We start from the raw sequence: 18,672 nt of genomic DNA, 5'->3' as shown, positions 1-18,672 counted from the left end.
CGGCCGTGATTGCGTACCGCTCATGACTGCGATCAGACTGCTCCTCGTCGACGACGATCCGCTGGTGCGGGCCGGGTTGTCCTTCATGCTGGGCGGCGCCGACGACATCGAGATCGTCGGCGAGGCCGCCGACGGCGCCGAGGCGGAGACCCTCGTCGACCGCACCCGCCCGGACGTCGTGCTCATGGACATCCGGATGCCGACCGTGGACGGCCTCACGGCGACGGAGCGACTGCGCGCCCGCGAGGACGCCCCGCAGGTGGTGGTGCTCACCACCTTCCACGCCGACGAGCAGGTGCTGCGCGCGCTGCGCGCCGGCGCCGCCGGGTTCGTCCTCAAGGACACCCCGCCGGCCGAGATCGTCGCGGCGGTGCGCCGGGTCGCGGCCGGTGACCCCGTCCTGTCGCCCACGGTCACCCGGCAGCTGATGCGGCACGCCGTCGGTACGGCCGCCGACACGCGCCGCACCCGCGCGCGTGAACGCATGACCGCCCTCAACGACCGGGAGCGCGAGGTCGCCGTCGCCGTCGGCCGGGGCCTGGCCAACGCCGAGATCGCGGCGGCCCTCTACATGAGCGTCCCCACCGTGAAGACGCATGTCTCCCGCATCCTGGCCAAGCTCGACCTCAACAACCGCGTGCAGATCGCGCTGCTCGCCTACGACGCGGGACTCCTGGAGGAGGAACCGGAAGGGCACTGACCGGCGGGCTTGCCGACTGGAAGCGGCGCTGACCGGCAGGGTCGCTGACCGAAGGACACCGACCGGCAGGGCCGACCGTCAGACGGACGCGCGCGCCGGAGCGGGCCGTCCGTCAGGTGAACGCCGGAGGGGGCCGGCCGTCGGGTGAACGCCGGAGGAGGCCGGCCGCTCGTCGGGTGAACGCCGGAGCGGGCCCGTCGTCAGGTGAACGCCGGAGGGGGGCCCGCCGTCGGGTGAACGCCGGAGCGGGCCCGTCGTCAGGCGAACGCCGGAGGGGGGCCGCCGGGGATCTCCGCGAGGTGGACCGGTCTGCGCTCCCGCCGCGACAGCTCGCACGCCTCGGCGACCCGCAGTGCCTGCAGCGCCTCGCGACCGTCGCACGGGTTGGCCCGCTCCCCCCGGACCACCTCGACGAACGCGTTCAGCTCCGCCTCGTAGGCGGGGCCGAACCGCTCCAGGAAGCCCGTCCAGGGCTTGTCCGCGGCCGGCGGCCCGCTCGGCTCGGTGGACGCGATCGGCGTACGGTCGTCCAGCCCGACCACGATCTGGTCCCGCTCCCCGGCGAGCTCCATCCGCACGTCGTAGCCGGCCCCGTTCATCCGGGTCCCGGTGAGGGTGGCGAGCGTGCCGTCGTCCAGGGTCAGGAGCGCGGCGGCGGTGTCCACGTCACCCGCCTCGCGGAACATCCGGGGGCCGGCGTCCGACCCGGCGGCGTAGACGTCCGTCACCTCCCGGCCGGTCACCCAGCGCAGGACGTCGAAGTCGTGGATCAGCGTGTCCCGGTACAGCCCGCCGGACAGCGGCAGCCACGCCGCGTCCGGCGGCGCCTGGTCGCTGGTCAGCGCCCGCACCGTGTGCAGCCGCCCCAGCCGGCCGGAGCGCACGGCCTCGCGCGCGCCCGTGTAGCCGGCGTCGAAGCGGCGCTGGAACCCCATCTGGAGCACCGTCCCGGCCGTCTCGACCTCCGCGATCGCGCTCAGGCTGCCCGGCAGGTCCAGCGCGATGGGCTTCTCGCAGAACACCGGCAGACCCGAGCGTGCTGCCCGACCGATCAGTTCGGCGTGGGCCGACGTCGCCGTCGTGATGACCACGGCGTCCACCCCCCAGCGGAAGATCTCCTCCACGCCGGGCGCCGCCGTCTCGCCCAGCCGGTGCGCCAGATCCTGGGCCCTGGCCGGGTCCGCGTCCGTGAGGATCAGCGAGCCGACGTCGCGATGCCGACTGAGCGTGTTCGCGTGGATGGTGCCGATGCGGCCCGTACCGATGACGCCGATGCGCATGAGAACAAAGTGCGTGCACAGCCCGCCGCTGTCAATCTGTATGTCCGGACAATCTGACTACACGACTTCCCGTCAACAACGCACGGGGCTACGCTCGGCCCGTGCCGAAACCAGAAGTGGACCCGACCGTGCAGCTCGAGCTGAGTGTGGACCGCAGCTCTCCCGTGCCGTTGTACTTCCAGCTGTCGCAGCAGCTGGAGGCCGCGATCGAGCACGGCACGCTGACGCCCGGCAGCCTGCTGGGCAACGAGATCGAACTCGCCGCCCGGCTCGGCCTGTCCCGGCCGACCGTCCGCCAGGCGATCCAGTCACTCGTCGACAAGGGCCTGCTCGTACGGCGCCGCGGTGTGGGCACCCAGGTCGTGCACAGCCAGGTCAAACGCCCGCTGGAGCTCAGCAGCCTCTACGACGACCTGGAGGCGGCGGGCCAGCGCCCGGCCACCAGAGTCCTCGTGAACAAGCTGGTGCCGGCCTCCGCCGAGGTCGCCGCGGCGCTCGGCGTCGCCGAGGACAGCGACGTCCACCGCGTGGAACGCCTCCGCCTCGCCCATGGCGAACCCATGGCCTACCTGTGCAACTTCCTGCCCCCCGGCCTCATCGACCTCGACACCGACCAGCTGGAGACGACCGGCCTCTACCGCCTGATGCGCGCGGCGGGCATCACCCTGCACAGTGCCCGCCAGTCGATCGGCGCCCGGGCGGCGACGCCGGAGGAGGCGGAGCGCCTGGCGGAGGAGACCGGGGCGCCGCTGCTCACCATGCAACGCGTCACGTTCGACGACACGGGCCGAGCGGTCGAGTACGGCACACACACGTACCGCCCGACGCGCTATTCCTTCGAGTTCCAGTTGCTGGTGCGCTCATAAGGGGTGCGGGGAACTGCGCGACAAGTCCCCACCGACCAGCACTCGTCGATGATCCGCACCACCCCTCTGCTCCGCACCCCGGCTCCTCGTGAGGCAGAATCGGGCGCGATGAGCACCTACCGCGACTTCACCGCCCCCATCGGCTCCCGCCGTGCCGCGGCCCTGCGCACCGTCGGCACCCGGGAGCGCCGCTCGCACCTGACGGCCCCCCGCGTGCCCACGGTCGGCATCGACATCGGCGGTACGAAGGTCATGGCGGGCGTCGTCGACGCCGACGGCAACATCCTGGAGATGCTCCGCACGGAGACCCCGGACAAGTCCAAGAGCCCCAAGGTCGTCGAGGACACCATCGCCGAGCTGGTCCTGGACCTCTCCGACCGGCACGACGTGCACGCCGTCGGCATCGGCGCGGCCGGCTGGGTGGACGCCGACCGCAACCGGGTGCTGTTCGCCCCCCACCTGTCCTGGCGCAACGAACCGCTGCGCGACCGCCTCTCGGGCCGGCTCTCCGTCCCCGTCCTCGTGGACAACGACGCCAACACCGCCGCCTGGGCCGAGTGGCGCTTCGGCGCCGGCCGCGGCGAGGACCACCTCGTCATGATCACCCTCGGCACCGGCATCGGCGGCGCGATCCTGGAGGACGGCCAGGTCAAGCGCGGCAAGTACGGCGTCGCCGGTGAGTTCGGCCACATGCAGGTCGTGCCCGGCGGCCACCGCTGCCCGTGCGGCAACCGCGGCTGCTGGGAGCAGTACAGCTCCGGGAACGCCCTGGTCCGCGAGGCCCGTGAACTGGCCGCCGCCGACTCGCCGGTCGCCTACGGGATCATCGAGCACGTCAAGGGCAGCATCGGCGACATCACCGGCCCGATGATCACCGAGCTGGCCCGCGAGGGCGACGCCATGTGCATCGAGCTGCTGCAGGACATCGGCCAGTGGCTCGGCGTCGGCATCGCCAACCTCGCCGCCGCCCTCGACCCCTCCTGCTTCGTGATCGGCGGCGGCGTCTCGGCCGCCGACGACCTGCTGATCGGCCCGGCCAGGGACGCCTTCAAGCGGCACCTGACCGGCCGCGGCTACCGCCCCGAGGCCCGTATCGTCCGGGCCCAGCTCGGCCCCGAGGCCGGCATGGTCGGCGCCGCCGACCTCGCCCGCCTCGTCGCCCGCCGGTTCCGCCGCGCCAAGCGCCGCCGGGTGGAGCGCTACGAGCGCCTCGAGCGGTACACGCAGTCGCTCCGCAGTACCCAGGAGACGCCGTGACCGCGTCCCTGCCCCACCAGGGCCCCTGGCCCGACGGACCGGACCGGCCGGTCGAGGACCGCCGGCACATGATCCGCCGCAGGTCCCTGACCCTGCTGATCATCGTGCTGCTCATCGGCATCCCGGCCGGCTACCTGGTGATCTCCGCGAACCAGAGCCGCGACAGCGGCAAGGACAAGGAGGCGAAGTACTCGGCGACCGGCCTCACCGCGGGCTGGCCCTCCAAACTCCAGCGCCGGATCTACCAGGTGCCCGTCCCGCACCCGGCCTGGCACGTGGCGTACTACGAGACCAACAACTGGAAGACCAGCCGCCTCTACACCCAGTTCGAGACCAACGCCGCGGGCCTGGACGCGTATCTGACCGGCCTGGGTGTGACGCGCGCGGACCTGAAGCAGGGCCACGTCACCATCGGCGCCCGCGACCGCCGCATCACCGGCTGGAAGTTCGCCACGACCGACTCCTGGTACGGCTTCGTCCACCGGCAGAAGAACCCGGCACCCACCCACGACGTGGTCGTCGACCTGTCCAACCCGGCGTACCCCTGGGTGTACGTCGTCTCCCGGACCGTGCCCTGATCCCGCCGGACCGCCTCCCGACCCTGCCGCCGGGGCCGATTGTCAGACCCCGCCCGTAGAGTCGGAGACAACTGATCCGACACGCGGGGCGGGAGGTGGCAGGACGTATGGCAGACACGGCTCTGACGGCCGAGCGGGCGGAGGAGAGCATCGTCCCGGTCCGGCTCCCGGCCGTCTTCCTGCCCGCGCCCCTCCCACGCGAGGGGCGCATCGCCTTCTGGGACCCCGAGGGCGCGCCCCTGCCCGCCCGGGAAGCCGGGGACACCGAGTCCGGCGGGCACGCCGAGGACACCGAGCTGACCGTCGTACGACGGCACGGCGCCACCGGCGTCCGGCGGCACACCACCCCCGCGCTGACCCTCCCGCTCGACGCCGCGCTGCCGCTCCTCGTGCGCGCCCGGCACGACCCCGCGGCCCACCCCGCCACAGCCTGCTGGGGCGCCGCCGCCCTGCACGCCCTGCGGCTGACCGCCCGCGGCCGGCTGCTGCCCGGCCTCACCGCCACGGGCCACGACGCCTGGCGGGCAGGCCCCCTCGACCCGGACGACATCGCGCACCTGCGCGCGGTGGCCGCCGCCCTGCCCTACGAGGGCCACGCCGTGCCGCTGCCCGGCCCCGGGCCGATCCACCTGCCCGAACCGGAAGCGCTGGTGCGGGCCTTCCTCGACGCCGTCGCCGACACCCTGCCCCGCACCCCGGCCGCGCCCCACACCTCCGGCCGGCCCTTCGCCGCCCGCGAGGCCCAGCACCTGCCCACCGCCCACGACTGGGCCGCCGAGGTCGCCGCCGGGATGGACGCCGGCGTGCGGATCTCGCTCCGTCTCGACCTGTCGGCCTACGACCTGTTCGACGACGCCTCCGACGGCGGTGCCCGCAGCGCCGGCGCCGCGATCGTCCAGGTGCACAGCCTCGCCGACCCCACCCTGGTGGCCGACGCGGCGGCCCTGTGGGCGGGTGCGGCCGATGACGCCTTCGGCCCCCGCGCCCGGGTGGACGCGGCTCTCGCCGTCCGCCGCGCCGCCCGCGTCTGGCCCCCGCTGGACCGGCTCGCCGACCAGGACGTGCCCGACGTGCTGGCCCTGACCGAGGACGAGGTCACCGACCTGCTGGGCATCGCGGCGACCCGGCTCGCCGCGGCGGGCGTCGCGGTGCACTGGCCGCGGGATCTCGCACAGGACCTGTCCGCGGCGGCGGTGGTCCGTCCCGCCCCCGGCTCGGCGACCGACGGCACCGGCTTCTTCGAGAGCGAGGACCTCCTCCAGTTCCGCTGGCAGCTGGCGCTCGGCGGCGATCCGCTCACCGACACCGAGATGGACGCCCTCGCCGAGGCCCACCGCCCGGTCGTCCGGCTGCGCGACCAGTGGGTGCTGGTCGACCCCGCGCTGGTCCGCAAGGCCCGCAAACGGGACCTGGGCCTGCTCGACCCGGTCGACGCGCTGTCCGTCGCCCTCACCGGCACCGCCGACGTGGACGGCGAGACGGTCCCGGCCGTCCCGGTCGGCGCGCTGGCCGCCCTGCGCGACCGCCTGACCGCGGGGATCCGCCCCGCCGAGCCGCCCCCGCGGCTTCAGGCGACCCTGCGGGACTACCAGCTCCGCGGCCTCGCCTGGCTCGAGTCGATGACCTCCCTCGGCCTCGGCGGCTGCCTCGCCGACGACATGGGCCTCGGCAAGACCGTCACCCTCATCGCCCTGCACCTGAAGCGGGCGCGCAGCGAACCCACCCTCGTGGTCTGCCCGGCCTCCCTGCTGGGCAACTGGCAGCGGGAGATCACGCGCTTCGCCCCCGGCGTGCCCGTGCGCCGCTTCCACGGCCCGGACCGCAGCATGGACGGCCTCGACGGCGGTTTCGTCCTCACCACGTACGGCACCATGCGCTCGGCCGCCCCCGCCCTGGCCGAACGCGCCTGGGGCATGGTCGTCGCCGACGAGGCACAACACGTCAAGAACCCCTACTCGGCCACCGCCAAGGCCCTGCGCACCATCCCCGCCCCCGCGCGCGTGGCCCTGACCGGCACGCCCGTCGAGAACAACCTCTCGGAGCTGTGGGCCCTGCTCGACTGGACCACCCCGGGACTCCTCGGCCCGCTGAAGTCCTTCCGCGCCCGGCACGCGCGCGCCGTGGAGAACGGCGAGGACGAGGAGGCGGTGGAGCGCCTGGCCCGTCTGGTACGGCCCTTCCTGCTGCGCCGCAAGAAGTCCGACCCGGGCATCGTGCCCGAGCTGCCGCCCAAGACGGAGACCGACCACCCCGTCCCGCTCACCCGTGAACAGGCCGCGCTGTACGAGGCGGTGGTCCGCGAGTCGATGCTCGCCATCGAGACGGCCGAGGGCATGCCCCGCCGGGGCCTGGTGCTGAAGCTCCTCACGTCGCTGAAGCAGATCTGCGACCACCCCGCGCTGTTCCTCAAGGAGGAACACACCCCGGCCTCCGGCGACCGGCTCGCCGCCCGCTCCGGGAAGCTCGCCCTGCTGGACGAACTGCTGGACACACTGCTCGCCGAGGACGGATCCGCCCTGGTCTTCACCCAGTACGTGGGCATGGCCCGCCTCATCACCTCCCACCTGGCCACCCGCGCGGTCCCGGTCGACCTCCTCCACGGCGGCACGCCGGTCCCCGAACGGGAGCGCATGGTGGACCGCTTCCAGGCCGGTGCGACACCCGTCCTGGTGCTGTCGCTCAAGGCGGCCGGCACCGGCCTGAACCTGACCAGGGCGGGTCACGTCGTGCACTTCGACCGCTGGTGGAACCCGGCCGTCGAGGAGCAGGCGACCGACCGTGCCTACCGCATCGGCCAGACCCAGCCGGTGCAGGTGCACCGCCTCATCACCGAGGGCACCGTCGAGGACCGCATCGCCGAGATGCTCCAGTCCAAGCGGGCCCTGGCCGACGCGATCCTGGGCTCCGGCGAGTCCTCCCTCACGGAGCTGACGGACCGGGAGCTGTCCGACTTGGTGTCGCTGCGGAGGTCGTCATGACACCCCACGAGATCATCAGCGACCCGCCGGCCCTGGAATTCCCAGGGAGTACGTCATGAACGCCCGCCCGTCTGCGCCAGGGGAGGACGGCAGCAGCGCCCGCCCGGCCGGGTCTGGGCAGGACTTCAGTAACGCCCGCCCGTCCGCGCCCGGGGAGGACGGCAGGAACGCCCGTCCGGCCGACGAGGCCCGCCGCGCTCTGCGCGAGGCCCGGGAGCGGGCGGCCCACGCCACCGACCCCGCACAGGCCACCGACCCCGCACAGGCCACCGACCCGGCACAGGCCACCGGCCCCGCACAGGCCACCGGCCCCGCACAGGCCACCGACCCGGCACGGGCCGCCGACCCCGATCCCTCGCCCCGCCCGTCGCGGGCTGCGCGCTCGGAGGCGTCGCCCCGTTCGGCACGGGCCGCGTACCCGGAGCCGGCGCGCCGTCCCGAGTCGTCGCCCCGTGTCGGCGACACGCCCGAGGACGCCGTGCCGGCCGCGCCGTGCCGGCCGCCGGCACCCGACGCCCCCGGGACGAACCGGCCGGACAGCACCTCGGCCGGTGCTGCCCCCTCCGAGGGCCCGGCCCAGGCGGGGGAGAGCACTCCGACCGACGCTGACCCCACACAGTCCTCAGCCCGAGCGGGCACCGAGCGGCGAGGCGCCGACGTCGCGCGCGAGGCGCTGCGCGCCGCACGGGACGACGCGCGGCGGATCCGGGAAGAGACGGAGCGGGAAGGGGCCCGCCGCAGGCGCCGGGCCCGGCAGAGCGCCGTGGACGACCGGGCCGCGGTGGTGCGCCGTGCCACCGCGGACGCCTCCGGCAGAGGCGCACGCGACGTCAGGCGGCTGCTGTCCGACGCGTTCCGGATGCCGAGCACGCCGGACACGACCACCCATGACCACGAGCACGAGCCGGAGACCGGGCAGGACAGCGACACCTCTCGCACGGCCGACCTGCTGCGCGGCCCGGCCCGCCGAGCCCGGCAGACGCCGCCCGGCGGACCCGGCCCGTTCCCGGAGCCCCCGAAGACCCACCCCGAACCCCCGACATCGACGACCTCTCCGACCGGAAGCAACGACCCGGCTCCCACCCCCCACACCGGCAACCCGGTGACGACGGCTCCGGACCACGACCGACCAGCCCGGCCCGCCCGGCCGCAGGGGTCGGCCCCCGATCCGTACGCCGAGCCCCCGGCCGCCACAACGCACGCGGCCCGCCCCCACCGCTCCCCCCATCCGCCCCGTTCCCCTCGCTCCATGGGCGCCCCCGCCCGCGATCACGAACTCCGCCGTACTTTCCCGCCGTTCCCGCCCCGGGACGGTGACCGCTTCGCGGAGAGCTGGTGGGGGAACGCCTGGGTCGAGGCGCTGGAACAGGGCGCGCTGGACGTGAAGCGGCTGGAGCGCGGGCGGGGATACGCGGGGCAGGGGCATGTCGACGCCATCACCGTGACGCCCGGACTCGTGCTGGCCTACGTCCAGGGCAGCCGCCCCCGCCCCTACCGCGTCCAGGTACGCCTGCGCACGCTCGACGAGACCGACTGGGACCGCTTCCTGGACGCCGCCGCCGACCGCCCCGGGCACATCGCGGCGCTGCTCGACAAGGAGATGCCCCAGTCGCTGGCGGAGTGCGGCGTGCGGCTGCTGCCCGGCCCCGGAGAGCTGGAGCCCCACTGCAGCTGTCCCGACCGCGCTCACCCCTGCAAGCACGCGGCCGCCCTCTGCTACCAGACGGCCCGGCTGCTCGACGCCGATCCCTTCGTTCTGCTCCTGCTGCGCGGCCGGGGCGAACGGGAGCTGCTCGACGCGCTGTCCCGGCTGAGCGCCACCCGCTCGGCGCGCGCAGCGCAGGACAAGGGACCGGCGCCCCTGCCGGGCGTGCGCGCGACAGAGGTCCTCACTTCACGCGCCCTCGCGCCCCTGCCCGCTCCACTGCCTCCGCTCGCGCATCCGGAGCAGCCCCCGCCCTACCCGGCGGCGCCCGGCGGCCCGGATCCCTTCGCGCTGGACCAGTTGGCCACGGACGCCGCGGCTCGCGCCCACGCCCTGCTCGGCACCGGCCGCGACCCGGTCGGACAGCTGACCTTCTGGCAGGACGCGGTCCGGCTGGCCGCGGCCCGCCCGGGGGCGGGGCTCACCGCCGGAACCCGGTCGCTGTACGCGTCCCTCGCCGCCGCGGCGGGCCGTACCCCGTCCGAGCTGGCCCGCGCGGTCGCCGCCTGGCGCCAGGGCGGCCTGGAGGGCCTCGCTGTCCTGGAGGAGCCGTGGGACCCGCCCGCCGGCCGATTCGACCGGGCCAGGCCGCTTCTCCTCGCCGCCGACCTGCCCGCCTTCCGCCCCTGGCGCAACCACCTCACGCACCCCCACGGCCACCTCCAGCTCCGCCTCGGCCGCGACGGTCTCTGGTACGCCTACGAGTCCGAACCCGGCCACGACGACTGGTGGCCGAGAGGCACCCCCGACCCGGACCCGGTCGGCGCCCTCACGGGCCTGGGCCTGCCCGGCGATTACTGAAAGCACCGGGCAGAAGCCGTCATACTCGGAGTGGGCGACTCTCGGTGGCGGTCCGGAACGCGCGGCCGTTGCCGGTGGGGACAGTCCGCGCCCGTCCACGCCGCAGTTGTTCGACACGACCTCCAGGCCGGTGGCGCCCTGCGTGCGGAGGGCTTGGATGAGCACTTCGGGGATGCCGTTGACGCCGAACCCGCCGACGGCGAGCGACGCGCCGTCGGGGATGTCGGCCACCGCCTCCGCGGCGCTCGAACAGACCCTGCCCATGGGCGAGAGTGCCTTTCTGCTCCTGCTAGGTGCGTACGGCGTCCGAGATCGGTTTGGCGCCGCCGTGCGCGGTGAGGCCGCCGTCCACGGGGATCTCGGCTCCGGCGATGAAGGACGACTCGTCGGAGAGGAGGAAGGTGACGAGCGGGGTGATGTCGTCTACGGTTCCGGTGCGGCCGAGGGGTGTGCCGGCGAGGTTGGCCTCGCGGAAGGCGGGTGCGGCGGAGGCGGTCATCTCGGTCTCGATGTAACCGGGGTGGATGGTGTTCACGCGGATGCCGCTCGGTCCCAGCTCCATGGCGGCGGTGGCCGACAGGCCGCGCAAGGCCCACTTGCTGGCGGTGTAGGCGACCGGGTAGTGGGCGGTCAGGGCCGCCGAGGAGCCGACGTTCACGATCGACGCCCCGGGGCGCATCAGCGGTGCCAGGTGCTGGATGCCCAGGAGCGGCCCGGTGACATTGACGGCGTGGACCCGGGCCATGTCCTCGGGGCGTACGGCGTCGAGGCGCGCGCGCCAGGTGACACCGGCGTTGTTGACCAGGCCGTGCACCTGCCCGTATGCCTCCCCCAGTTCGGCGGCGAGTTCGGCCCAGTCCTTCTCGCTGGTGACGTCGAGCCGGCGGCAGCCGGCTGCCTCGGTCACGTCGGTGGCGATGACCCGGGCACCCTCGCGGGTCAGTGCCTCCGCCTCGGCGGCGCCCTGGCCGCGGGCGGCGCCGGTGACCACGACGACCCTGCCGAGCAGCCTGGTGTGGAGGTCGGTCACGGCCGCTCCCGGGAGCGGCGTCGGCCGGTCGGCAGCGGGACCGGGGCGGCTCCGGCGGCGACCGTGTTGGAGACGCTGCCGATGCCTTCGACGGTGAGGGTGACCGTGTCGCCGGGCTTGAGCGGGGCAGGGTCCTGTGCGCCGCGTACGCCCCACAGTTCCGCGAGGCAGCCGCCGTTGCCGCAGGTCCCGGAGCCGAGGACGTCGCCGGGGCGGACGAGGGTCCCACGCGAGGCGTAGGCGACCATCTCCTCGAAGGTCCAGCTCATGTTGGACAGCAGGTCCTTGCCGACCACCTCGCCGTTCACCTCGGCGGTGAGCCCGAGCCGCAGGAAGCCGTCCTCGTCCCGGTACTTCTCCAGTTCGTCGGCGGTGACCAGGTACGGGCCCAGCGTGGTGGCGGTGTCCTTGCCCTTGCACGGGCCGAGGCCGACCCTCATCTCGGCGGACTGCAGGTCGCGCGCGGACCAGTCATTGAAGACGGTGTAGCCGACGATGTGCTCGCGGGCCTGCTCGGGCGTGAGGTCGCGGCCCTCGGTGCCGATCACGGCGGCCACTTCGAGTTCGAAGTCGAGCACGGTCGAGCCGGGCGGCACGGGGATGGCGTCGTGCGGGCCGTACACCGCGTAGGGGTTGGTGAAGTAGAAGGTCGGAGCCGTGTACCACTGCTCCGGTACGCCCGCGGTGCCGTCCACGGAGCGCCGTACGCCCTCGACGTGTTCCTCGAAGGTGACGAAGTCCCTGACGGTGGGCGGCTGGAGCGGGGACAGCAGCCGTACCTCGGAGACATGGGGGCCGGCCGCGACGTCGAGGCTCGCGGAGCCCGCGTCGAGCAGCTCGGGCAGGCCGCCGCCCTCGGCGAGCAGGCCGGTCAGTGAGCTGACGCCGGGCAGGGGGCAGAGCGTGCCGTCCTCTTCGACGACGGCCACCTGGCGTCGGTTGCGGTACTCGTACGTGGCGAAACGCATGGCGGTTTCCTGTCGGCCGGCGGCGTGAGGGGTGGGCACGAAGGCCGGGGACGCGGCAGGGGAGTCAGGGCAGTGACAGGGTCACCGCGCCCCCGGGGACTCAGGGCTTCGCCGATCAGACCGGCGGGGCGACGAAGACGCCGCGGTCGACGTCGTTGAAGGACTCCTTGGTGACCAGTTCGTTCATGGGGTTGGCGGTGCCCCACTGGTCGGTGACCTCCGGCTGGGAGAAGTCGTAGACGTGCGGGTGCCAGGTGTCCTCGTCCAGCAGCTCCAGCTCGGTCGTGTACTCGACGGTGTTGCCGTGCGGGTCGAGGAAGTAGGTGAAGGTGTTGTCGCCCGCCATGTGCCGGCCCGGGCCCCAGATCTTCCTGAAGCCGGCCCGCATCACCCGGCCGGAGCCGCGCATGTACTCGTCGATGCCGCGCATCTCGAAGGAGATGTGATGCAGGGAGGTGTGCGGGCCCTTGGCGATCGCCATGGAGTGGTGCTGGTTGCTGATCCGCATGAAGTGCATGACGTCGCCGATGTGCGGATGACCGAGCGTGTCGGACAGCCGGAAGCCGAGGTGCTCCTCGTACCACGCCTTGGTCTTGTCCAGATCCGGCGAGTTGAGGACGACGTGCGACAGCTTGACCGGGATCGCCTCCTTCTCCTCGACCTTGCGGTGCCGGCGCACCTCGACGTCGGCGGAGACCTCGATGGTGCGGCCGTCCACGTCGAAGAAGCGGAAGCCGTAACCGCCTCCGGGCGTCTCCACCTTGCCCGGCTGCGAGATCAACTGCACTCCTTTGGCGAGGAGTTGCTCCGCCAGCGTGTCCACGTCGGCGGCGCTCGCGGCGCCGTAGGAGACCAGGTCGAGGCGCTTCTCGTCGGCCTTGCGCAGCCGGACGACGTACTGCTCGGGGCTGCCCTCGGCGGCAAGGAAGGAGATGCCGGAGTCCTCGGCGACCTTGGTCAGGCCCCAGACCCCGGAGTAGAAGTCGAGCTGCTTGTCGTAGTCCGGCACGGCGACATCGACGTGTCGAAGGTGGGTGAGCAGGCGGTTGCTCATGGGGGGTGTCCTCCTCAGACGAGGTTGAGCAGAGCGGCGGCGTTTCCGCCGCGGACGGAGTGGAAGTCGGTGTCGGGCAGGTCCGCGGCGCGCAGCGCGCCGAGCGGGTCGTCGGTGCCCATGTCGAAGGGGAAGTCGGAGCCGAGCAGGACCCGGTCCGGACCGGCAACCCGTACCAGCTCCCGCAGCACGTGCGGGTCGTGGACGAGGGAGTCGAAGTACAGCTGCTTCAGATAGCTGCTCGGCTCACGGGCGCAGTCCCGGGCGTCGGGACGGGCCCGCCAGGCGTGGTCGGAGCGGCCGATGTGGGTGGGCAGGTAGCCGCCGCCGTGCGCCGCGATCAGCTTCAGGCCCGGATGACGGTCCAGGACGCCGGAGAAGATCAGATGGGAGAGGGCGACCGCGTTCTCGGTGGGCTGGCCGACGGTGTTGGACAGATACCACTGGTCCAGGCGCTCGTCGAGCGTGCAGCCGAACGGGTGCAGGAAGACGAGGGCGCCCGACTCCTCCGCCCGGGACCAGAAGGGTTCGTACGCGGGATCCGACAGTTCGTGGCCGGGCGTGTGCGAGGAGATCTCCACACCCTGCAGCCCCTGGGCCAGGGCATGGTCGAGGAGGCCGACCGCGCGGTCGGGATGCTGGAGCGGGATCAGGCCCAGGCCGTGCAGGCGGTCGGGAGCCTTCGCGCAGTGCGCGGCGGTGCCCTCGTTGGCCAGCCGGCAGACCTTCTCGGCCAGCTGAGGCTCGGCCCAGTAGTGGTAGTGGGACGGCGAGGGGCTGACCAGCTGGATGTCCACGCCCTGCTCGTCCATGGCCGCCAGGCGCACGGCGGCGTCCGTGAGCTTCGGCACCCGGGCACCGACCATGGGGCCGTTCACGGTCAGGGCCGCCGGGCCGTTGCGGCGGGCGTCGAGGGCGCGGGCCTCGGCGAGGCCGGGATGGCCGGCGACGGTCTCCTCGACGTCCGGGAGCAGGAGGTGGGCGTGGACGTCGACGGTCGGGGCGGAGGATGAGGTCGTGGTCACGGGCGCTCCTTGAGGAGGTCCATGGTGCGGCCGACCAGCCCGGCCATGTCGGCGTCGCGCACGCCGTCCAGCTGCCACTGGCCGATCTGCATGGACGCCTCGACGACGGTGCGCACGCGGGGGATGCGGCGGTCGTGGTAGGCCTGGAGCAGCTCGTCGCCCCAGTCCCGTCCGCTGGTGAGCAGCTCGGCGAGGACGAGGGCGTCCTCCAGGGACATCGCCGCGCCCTGGGCCATGGTGGGCGGGCAGCAGTGGGCGGCGTCGCCGATGAGCACGACCCGGCCCCGGTGCCAGGAGTCCTCGACCAGCAGGTGGTCGAACCAGGTGTAGTTGACCTTCTTCGGGTCGGTGATGTGCTCGGTGATCTCCGGCCAGACCCCGCCGTAGCTCTGCGCCAGGCGGCGCATCTCGTCGGCGTAGGTGGCCGGGTCGATGGAGGCGCGGTCGCGGCACCCTTCGACGACGTACGCGTAGAGGGTGTTCTCACTGGTGGGGCAGTAGCCGGCGATGTAGGCGGGGCCTCCGTAGGCGAGGTCGGTGCGCGTCACGCTCTCGGGCCGCGGGGCGGCGATGCGCCAGATGGCCATGCCGGTCGGCTCGGGTTTGTCCGTGACGCCGATCGCGGCGCGGGTGGCGGAGTTGAGTCCGTCGGCGGCGATCACCAGGTCGTAGCGGCCCTCGCTGCCGTCGCTGAAGCGCACCGACACGCCGTCGGCGTCCTGTTCCAGCGCTTCGGCGGTGGTGCCGAGGCGAACGTCGGCGCCGCAGGCGCGGACCGCGTCGATGAGGATCTGCTGCAGTCGGGGGCGCTGCATGCCGAGGGTGGCGGGCAGGTCCTCTCCGCCGGTCTGGATGTCCTCGGCGACGAACAGGACGGTGCCGTCCGGGGCGGTCACGCCCAGCGAGCCGAAGGCGTAACCGGAGACTTCCACCTGTTCCCACACGCCCAGTTCGCGCAGGACCCGCAGGGCGTTGCCCTGGAGGGTGATGCCGGAGCCGGTGGTGGCGTTCCAGTCCGGCTTGGCCTCGATCAGGTCGACGGCGATGCCGGCGCGGCGCAGCAGGATGGTGACGGCGTTGCCTGAGGCGCCCCCGCCGATGACCAGGACGGTGGGTGTGCCCCCGGCCGGAGGCTGGGGGAGAGTGCGGCTGTCAGCCATGTCGGGGAATCCTCCTGCGGGTTGGGCCGCGCGGGGGCGGCGCGGGCTGCGGCTCGCCCGCTGGGAGTGCGGGCCGGTGGGGACGGGGGTGCGGGCCGGATGCGCCGCTGCTGTCCGGGGAACGGCGCTTTCGGCAGTCGTGCGGTTCTCGACGAGGCGCACGGTGCCGCCGCGGGGGTGTCGCCGGAGGCGTTCTCGCGGGCCGGCGCCGTGCTGGTTACTTGACGGCGATCGGGTTGACCGGGGAGCCGACGGCTCCGGTGATGGGGAGGGGAGCGGCGGTGAGCCAGAACTCGTACCTGCCGTCGTCGGCGCAGTCGGCGGCGAGTGCGTCGAGGTCCCACATCTCGCCGATCAGCAGGCCCATGTTGGGGATGACGACCTGGTGCAGCGGCTGGAAGGCGCCCTCGAACTCGTTGGGGCGTACCTCGAAACCCCAGGTGTCGGTGGCGATGGCGGCGATCTCCGTGCGGTGCAGCCAGCCGGCGGTGGTGAACGACAGGCCGGGCGCGGGGCCGCCCGCGTAGTCGCCCCAACCGCCCCGCCGGGCGCGGGCGAGATGTCCGGTGCGGACCAGGACGATGTCGCCGCGGCCGACGGCCACCCCGTGGGCCTCGGCGGTCTGATCGAGGTGCTCCTCGGTGACGGCGAACCCGTCGGGCAGATCGCCGTCCATGCCGACGACCAGGCCCACGTCGAGCAGCACGCCACGGCCGGCGACGTACGGTGCCATGTGCTCGATGCCGGTGACGAGGTCGCCTTCGGAGGTGACCACCCTGTCGGCGCGCCGCCCGTTCCAGGCGAATCCGTGGTCGAAGATGTGGCCGAGTCCGTCCCACTGGGTCGAGCACTGCAACGGCATCGCGATCACGTCGTCGGCGCCGCCGATGCCGTGCGGGAAACCCTGGTTGCCCAGCGCCGCGTCGGTGCCCGTGTCGAGCATGGTGTGCACCGGGTTGGTCCGTCGGCGCCAGCCCTTCTGCGGGCCGTTCATGTCGAACCGCTGCGACAGCGAGAAGCTGACGCCGCGGCGTACCAGCGACGCGCCCTCGCGCCGCTTGCCCTCGTCGAGGAAGTTCAGCGTGCCGAGCACGTCGTCCTCACCCCAGCGCCCCCAGTTGGAGTACGCCTTGGCGGCCTCGGCGATCGCGCCCTCCGGGTCGCGGGGGTCCAGGCTCATGCCGTTCCCTCCGCGACACAGCGGGTGCGCTGCACGCCCAGACCGGTGATGGAACCCTCCATGACGTCGCCGCCCTGCAGCAGGCGTCCCCAGTGGATGCCGTTACCGGCCGGGCTGCCCGTCAACACCAGGTCGCCGGGGAGGAGTTGAGACGTCTGCGAAGCGTACGACACCAACCGGGCGACTCCGAAAAGCATGTCCTTGGTGGACTCGTCCTGCATGATCTCGCCGTTGAGTTTGAGCGAGACCCGCAGGTCACCGGTGTCCGCGATCGACTCGGCAGGTACGAGCCACGGGCCGAGCGGCGTGAAACCGGGCGCGTTCTTGCTGCGCAGCCAGTCGGTGCCGATGGCCTTCATGTCCCGGCGGAACACGGTGGCGCGGTCGGTCAGGTCGTTGGCGATGGTGTAGCCGGCGACGTACTCCAGGGCCTCCTCGACCGTCACCCGGTAGGCGGGCCTGGCGATGACGGCCGCCAACTCCAGCTCCCAGTCCGGCTTTTCGGCCCAGGCGGGCAGGACCACGTCGTCGTACGGGCCCGTGATCGCGCTCGGCAGACCGATGAAGACATACGGCAGGTCCTCGGCGGCCCGGCGGTCCATGACCGCGGCGATCTCTGTGCGTGCCTCCTCCACCGTGCGCGGGTCGTCCGGGGAACGGTGGGCGACCTCCAGGTCGATCACGTGCTGCCGGTAGTTGGCGCCGGACTGGAAGATCTGCCGCGGCTCGATGGGGGCGTGCACCCGCAGGCCCTCCAGCGGCCGCCAGTCGAGGGCGTCCTCGTCCGCCAGGACGCGCAGGACGGGCAGGGCCTCCTCCCACCGCTCCACCACGGCGCGCACGCCGGCCGGTGCCCAGGCCAGGACACTCCTCAAGTCCAGCACCCGGCCCTTGGCCAGAAGACCGGGAAACGGCTCCCCGCCCTGAGCGGAGAACGTACCGAGCGCGAACGGACCGGCAGGTTGCGCGAGCGTTTCCATCTGATTTCCTCCTGCTGAGTTGCGGTCTACTCTGACCCCGATCGGTTCATCACGGAAATCAATCCTGTGGATGTGCCAAATCCATGAAACGGATGCCTCTCTTACCTAGGTGGTTGCCCGGTGAACCTGTCTCGACTCGACCTCAATCTGGTCCTCGCCCTGCGCGCACTGCTGGAAGAGCGCAATGTCACCCGGGCCGGCGAGCGCATCGGGCTGAGCCAGCCCGCCATGAGCGCGGCGCTGTCCCGGCTGCGCCGCCATTTCGACGACGAATTGCTCGCCCGGACCGGCAACTCCTACGAACTGACCCCGCTCGGCACCGCCCTGCGGGACCGCAGCGCCACCGCGTGCGACCTGCTGGAGCGGGTCTTCTCCAGCCAGGCCGACTTCGACCCGGCCGCCGAGACCCGCGAGTTCACCCTGCTCGCCTCCGACTACGGAGCGGCCGTCTTCGGCGCCGCACTCGCCCGCGCCCTGCACCAGGAAGCGCCCGGCATCCGGCTCACCTTCCAGCACCCGGCACCGTCCGTCGTGGAAAACACCGCGGCCGTGCTGAGCACCGTCGACGGACTGCTGATGCCGCACGGCGTGATCGACGGCTTCCCCGCCGTCGAACTCCACCAGGACCGCTGGCTGTGCATGGTCGCCGATGATCACCCCGAGATCGGTGACGAACTCACCCTGGACCAGCTGGCCCGGCTGCCCTGGGCCGTCTACCAGCGCCCCTACGACGCCCCGGCCGCACGCCAGCTCAGCATGATAGGGATCAGTCCCCAGGTGGAGGTGTCCGTGCAGACCTTCCAGCTGCTGCCGCCCATGGTCGAGGGCACCCGGCGGGTCGCGATGATCCAGGAGCGCCTGGCACGCAAGGCGGTCCGATCCGCGGCGGTGCGCGTCCTGCCCTGCCCGTTCGAGGCGGTACCGGTGCGGGAGGCGATGTGGTGGCACCCGATGCACGCGCAGGACGCGGGCCACATCTGGCTGCGGCAGAAGGCCGCGGAGGTGGGCGCGACGCTGGCGGGCAACGGCCACAGCAACGGCAAGGGCCCAGGGAAGGCCGTGCCCGTCGACCAGAGTGGGGAGCCGGGGCTGCCGCAGGGCCGGCTCTGA

Annotated in this window: 15 protein-coding genes and 1 pseudogene; 7 read left to right on the top strand and 9 right to left on the bottom strand. The window is 73.0% G+C overall.

From position 1 onward, the window contains the following. Positions 1-22 precede the first annotated feature (22 nt). Complete coding sequence (locus tag ACFV20_RS07265) at positions 23-700, top strand: response regulator (protein WP_385653397.1); 678 nt, start codon at positions 23-25, stop codon at positions 698-700. A gap of 257 nt (positions 701-957) precedes the next feature. Here the strand turns inward: ACFV20_RS07265 and ACFV20_RS07260 are convergent, their stop codons facing one another. Next, on the bottom strand, positions 958-1,980 hold the full coding sequence (locus tag ACFV20_RS07260) for a Gfo/Idh/MocA family oxidoreductase (RefSeq protein WP_385653394.1): 1,023 nt from the start codon (positions 1,978-1,980) through the stop codon (positions 958-960). Between the two features lie 128 nt (positions 1,981-2,108). Here ACFV20_RS07260 and ACFV20_RS07255 point away from each other — a divergent pair, with 128 nt between their 5' ends. From ACFV20_RS07255 to ACFV20_RS07235, 5 genes are all read left to right on the top strand, one after another. Continuing rightward, positions 2,109-2,846: a GntR family transcriptional regulator gene (locus ACFV20_RS07255; protein WP_385653741.1), complete on the top strand. Its 738-nt coding sequence runs from the start codon at positions 2,109-2,111 to the stop codon at positions 2,844-2,846. 108 nt (positions 2,847-2,954) lie between these two features. After that, the gene (locus ACFV20_RS07250; protein WP_385653392.1) at positions 2,955-4,103 is read left to right on the top strand and encodes an ROK family glucokinase; all 1,149 of its coding nucleotides are present in this window, start codon (positions 2,955-2,957) and stop codon (positions 4,101-4,103) included. Beyond that, the gene (locus ACFV20_RS07245; protein WP_385653389.1) at positions 4,100-4,681 is read left to right on the top strand and encodes a sugar kinase; all 582 of its coding nucleotides are present in this window, start codon (positions 4,100-4,102) and stop codon (positions 4,679-4,681) included. The genes ACFV20_RS07250 and ACFV20_RS07245 overlap by 4 nt, the downstream gene beginning before the upstream one ends. 107 nt (positions 4,682-4,788) lie before the next feature. After that, positions 4,789-7,659, top strand: coding sequence for a DEAD/DEAH box helicase (locus tag ACFV20_RS07240; protein ID WP_385653386.1), 2,871 nt, complete (start codon positions 4,789-4,791; stop codon positions 7,657-7,659). 55 nt (positions 7,660-7,714) lie between these two features. Next, positions 7,715-10,165 carry an SWIM zinc finger family protein gene (locus ACFV20_RS07235; protein ID WP_385653384.1) on the top strand — a complete coding sequence of 817 codons (2,451 nt, stop codon included), beginning with the start codon at positions 7,715-7,717 and terminating at the stop codon, positions 10,163-10,165. A gap of 30 nt (positions 10,166-10,195) precedes the next feature. On the opposite strand, the pseudogene ACFV20_RS07230 reads toward ACFV20_RS07235, so the two are convergent. The 8 genes and pseudogenes from ACFV20_RS07230 to ACFV20_RS07195 form a co-directional block, all read right to left on the bottom strand. Next, positions 10,196-10,429, bottom strand: a pseudogene (locus ACFV20_RS07230) (CoA-transferase); the annotation flags it as partial. A gap of 25 nt (positions 10,430-10,454) precedes the next feature. Beyond that, complete coding sequence (locus ACFV20_RS07225; RefSeq protein WP_385653381.1) at positions 10,455-11,195, bottom strand: SDR family NAD(P)-dependent oxidoreductase; 741 nt, start codon at positions 11,193-11,195, stop codon at positions 10,455-10,457. Beyond that, complete coding sequence (locus ACFV20_RS07220) at positions 11,192-12,163, bottom strand: fumarylacetoacetate hydrolase family protein (RefSeq protein ID WP_385653379.1); 972 nt, start codon at positions 12,161-12,163, stop codon at positions 11,192-11,194. The genes ACFV20_RS07225 and ACFV20_RS07220 overlap by 4 nt, the downstream gene beginning before the upstream one ends. Positions 12,164-12,278: 115 nt before the next feature. Further along, positions 12,279-13,217, bottom strand: coding sequence for a VOC family protein (locus ACFV20_RS07215; protein ID WP_385653377.1), 939 nt, complete (start codon positions 13,215-13,217; stop codon positions 12,279-12,281). A 14-nt stretch (positions 13,218-13,231) separates the two neighbouring features. Then, positions 13,232-14,242: an amidohydrolase family protein gene (locus ACFV20_RS07210; RefSeq protein ID WP_385653375.1), complete on the bottom strand. Its 1,011-nt coding sequence runs from the start codon at positions 14,240-14,242 to the stop codon at positions 13,232-13,234. Then, a complete protein-coding gene (locus tag ACFV20_RS07205) occupies positions 14,239-15,402 on the bottom strand; it encodes an FAD-dependent oxidoreductase (protein ID WP_385653371.1) in 1,164 nt (387 codons plus the stop codon). The genes ACFV20_RS07210 and ACFV20_RS07205 overlap by 4 nt, the downstream gene beginning before the upstream one ends. Before the next feature lie 217 nt (positions 15,403-15,619). Continuing rightward, a complete protein-coding gene (locus ACFV20_RS07200; protein WP_385653369.1) occupies positions 15,620-16,582 on the bottom strand; it encodes a cyclase family protein in 963 nt (320 codons plus the stop codon). Then, positions 16,579-17,562, bottom strand: coding sequence for a fumarylacetoacetate hydrolase family protein (locus ACFV20_RS07195; RefSeq protein WP_385653367.1), 984 nt, complete (start codon positions 17,560-17,562; stop codon positions 16,579-16,581). Before ACFV20_RS07195 ends, ACFV20_RS07200 begins: the two co-directional genes overlap by 4 nt. Before the next feature lie 120 nt (positions 17,563-17,682). Here ACFV20_RS07195 and ACFV20_RS07190 point away from each other — a divergent pair, with 120 nt between their 5' ends. Next, positions 17,683-18,672 carry a LysR family transcriptional regulator gene (locus ACFV20_RS07190; protein WP_385653365.1) on the top strand — a complete coding sequence of 330 codons (990 nt, stop codon included), beginning with the start codon at positions 17,683-17,685 and terminating at the stop codon, positions 18,670-18,672.

The organism is Streptomyces sp. NPDC059696 (genome assembly GCF_042733745.1).
GTDB lineage: Bacteria > Actinomycetota > Actinomycetes > Streptomycetales > Streptomycetaceae > Streptomyces.
The sequence above is the reverse complement of the archived record's forward strand: the minus strand, read 5'-3'. Positions and strand labels throughout refer to the sequence as shown.

Coding starts and splice junctions, on each gene's coding strand:
- ACFV20_RS07220 (WP_385653379.1), bottom strand. CDS start 12,163: ATGCGTTTCGCCACGTACGAGTACCGCAACCGACGCCAGGTGGCCGTC.
- ACFV20_RS07205 (WP_385653371.1), bottom strand. CDS start 15,402: ATGGCTGACAGCCGCACTCTCCCCCAGCCTCCGGCCGGGGGCACACCC.
- ACFV20_RS07260 (WP_385653394.1), bottom strand. CDS start 1,980: ATGCGCATCGGCGTCATCGGTACGGGCCGCATCGGCACCATCCACGCG.
- ACFV20_RS07265 (WP_385653397.1), top strand. CDS start 23: ATGACTGCGATCAGACTGCTCCTCGTCGACGACGATCCGCTGGTGCGG.
- ACFV20_RS07240 (WP_385653386.1), top strand. CDS start 4,789: ATGGCAGACACGGCTCTGACGGCCGAGCGGGCGGAGGAGAGCATCGTC.
- ACFV20_RS07235 (WP_385653384.1), top strand. CDS start 7,715: ATGAACGCCCGCCCGTCTGCGCCAGGGGAGGACGGCAGCAGCGCCCGC.
- ACFV20_RS07215 (WP_385653377.1), bottom strand. CDS start 13,217: ATGAGCAACCGCCTGCTCACCCACCTTCGACACGTCGATGTCGCCGTG.
- ACFV20_RS07200 (WP_385653369.1), bottom strand. CDS start 16,582: ATGAGCCTGGACCCCCGCGACCCGGAGGGCGCGATCGCCGAGGCCGCC.
- ACFV20_RS07250 (WP_385653392.1), top strand. CDS start 2,955: ATGAGCACCTACCGCGACTTCACCGCCCCCATCGGCTCCCGCCGTGCC.
- ACFV20_RS07195 (WP_385653367.1), bottom strand. CDS start 17,562: ATGGAAACGCTCGCGCAACCTGCCGGTCCGTTCGCGCTCGGTACGTTC.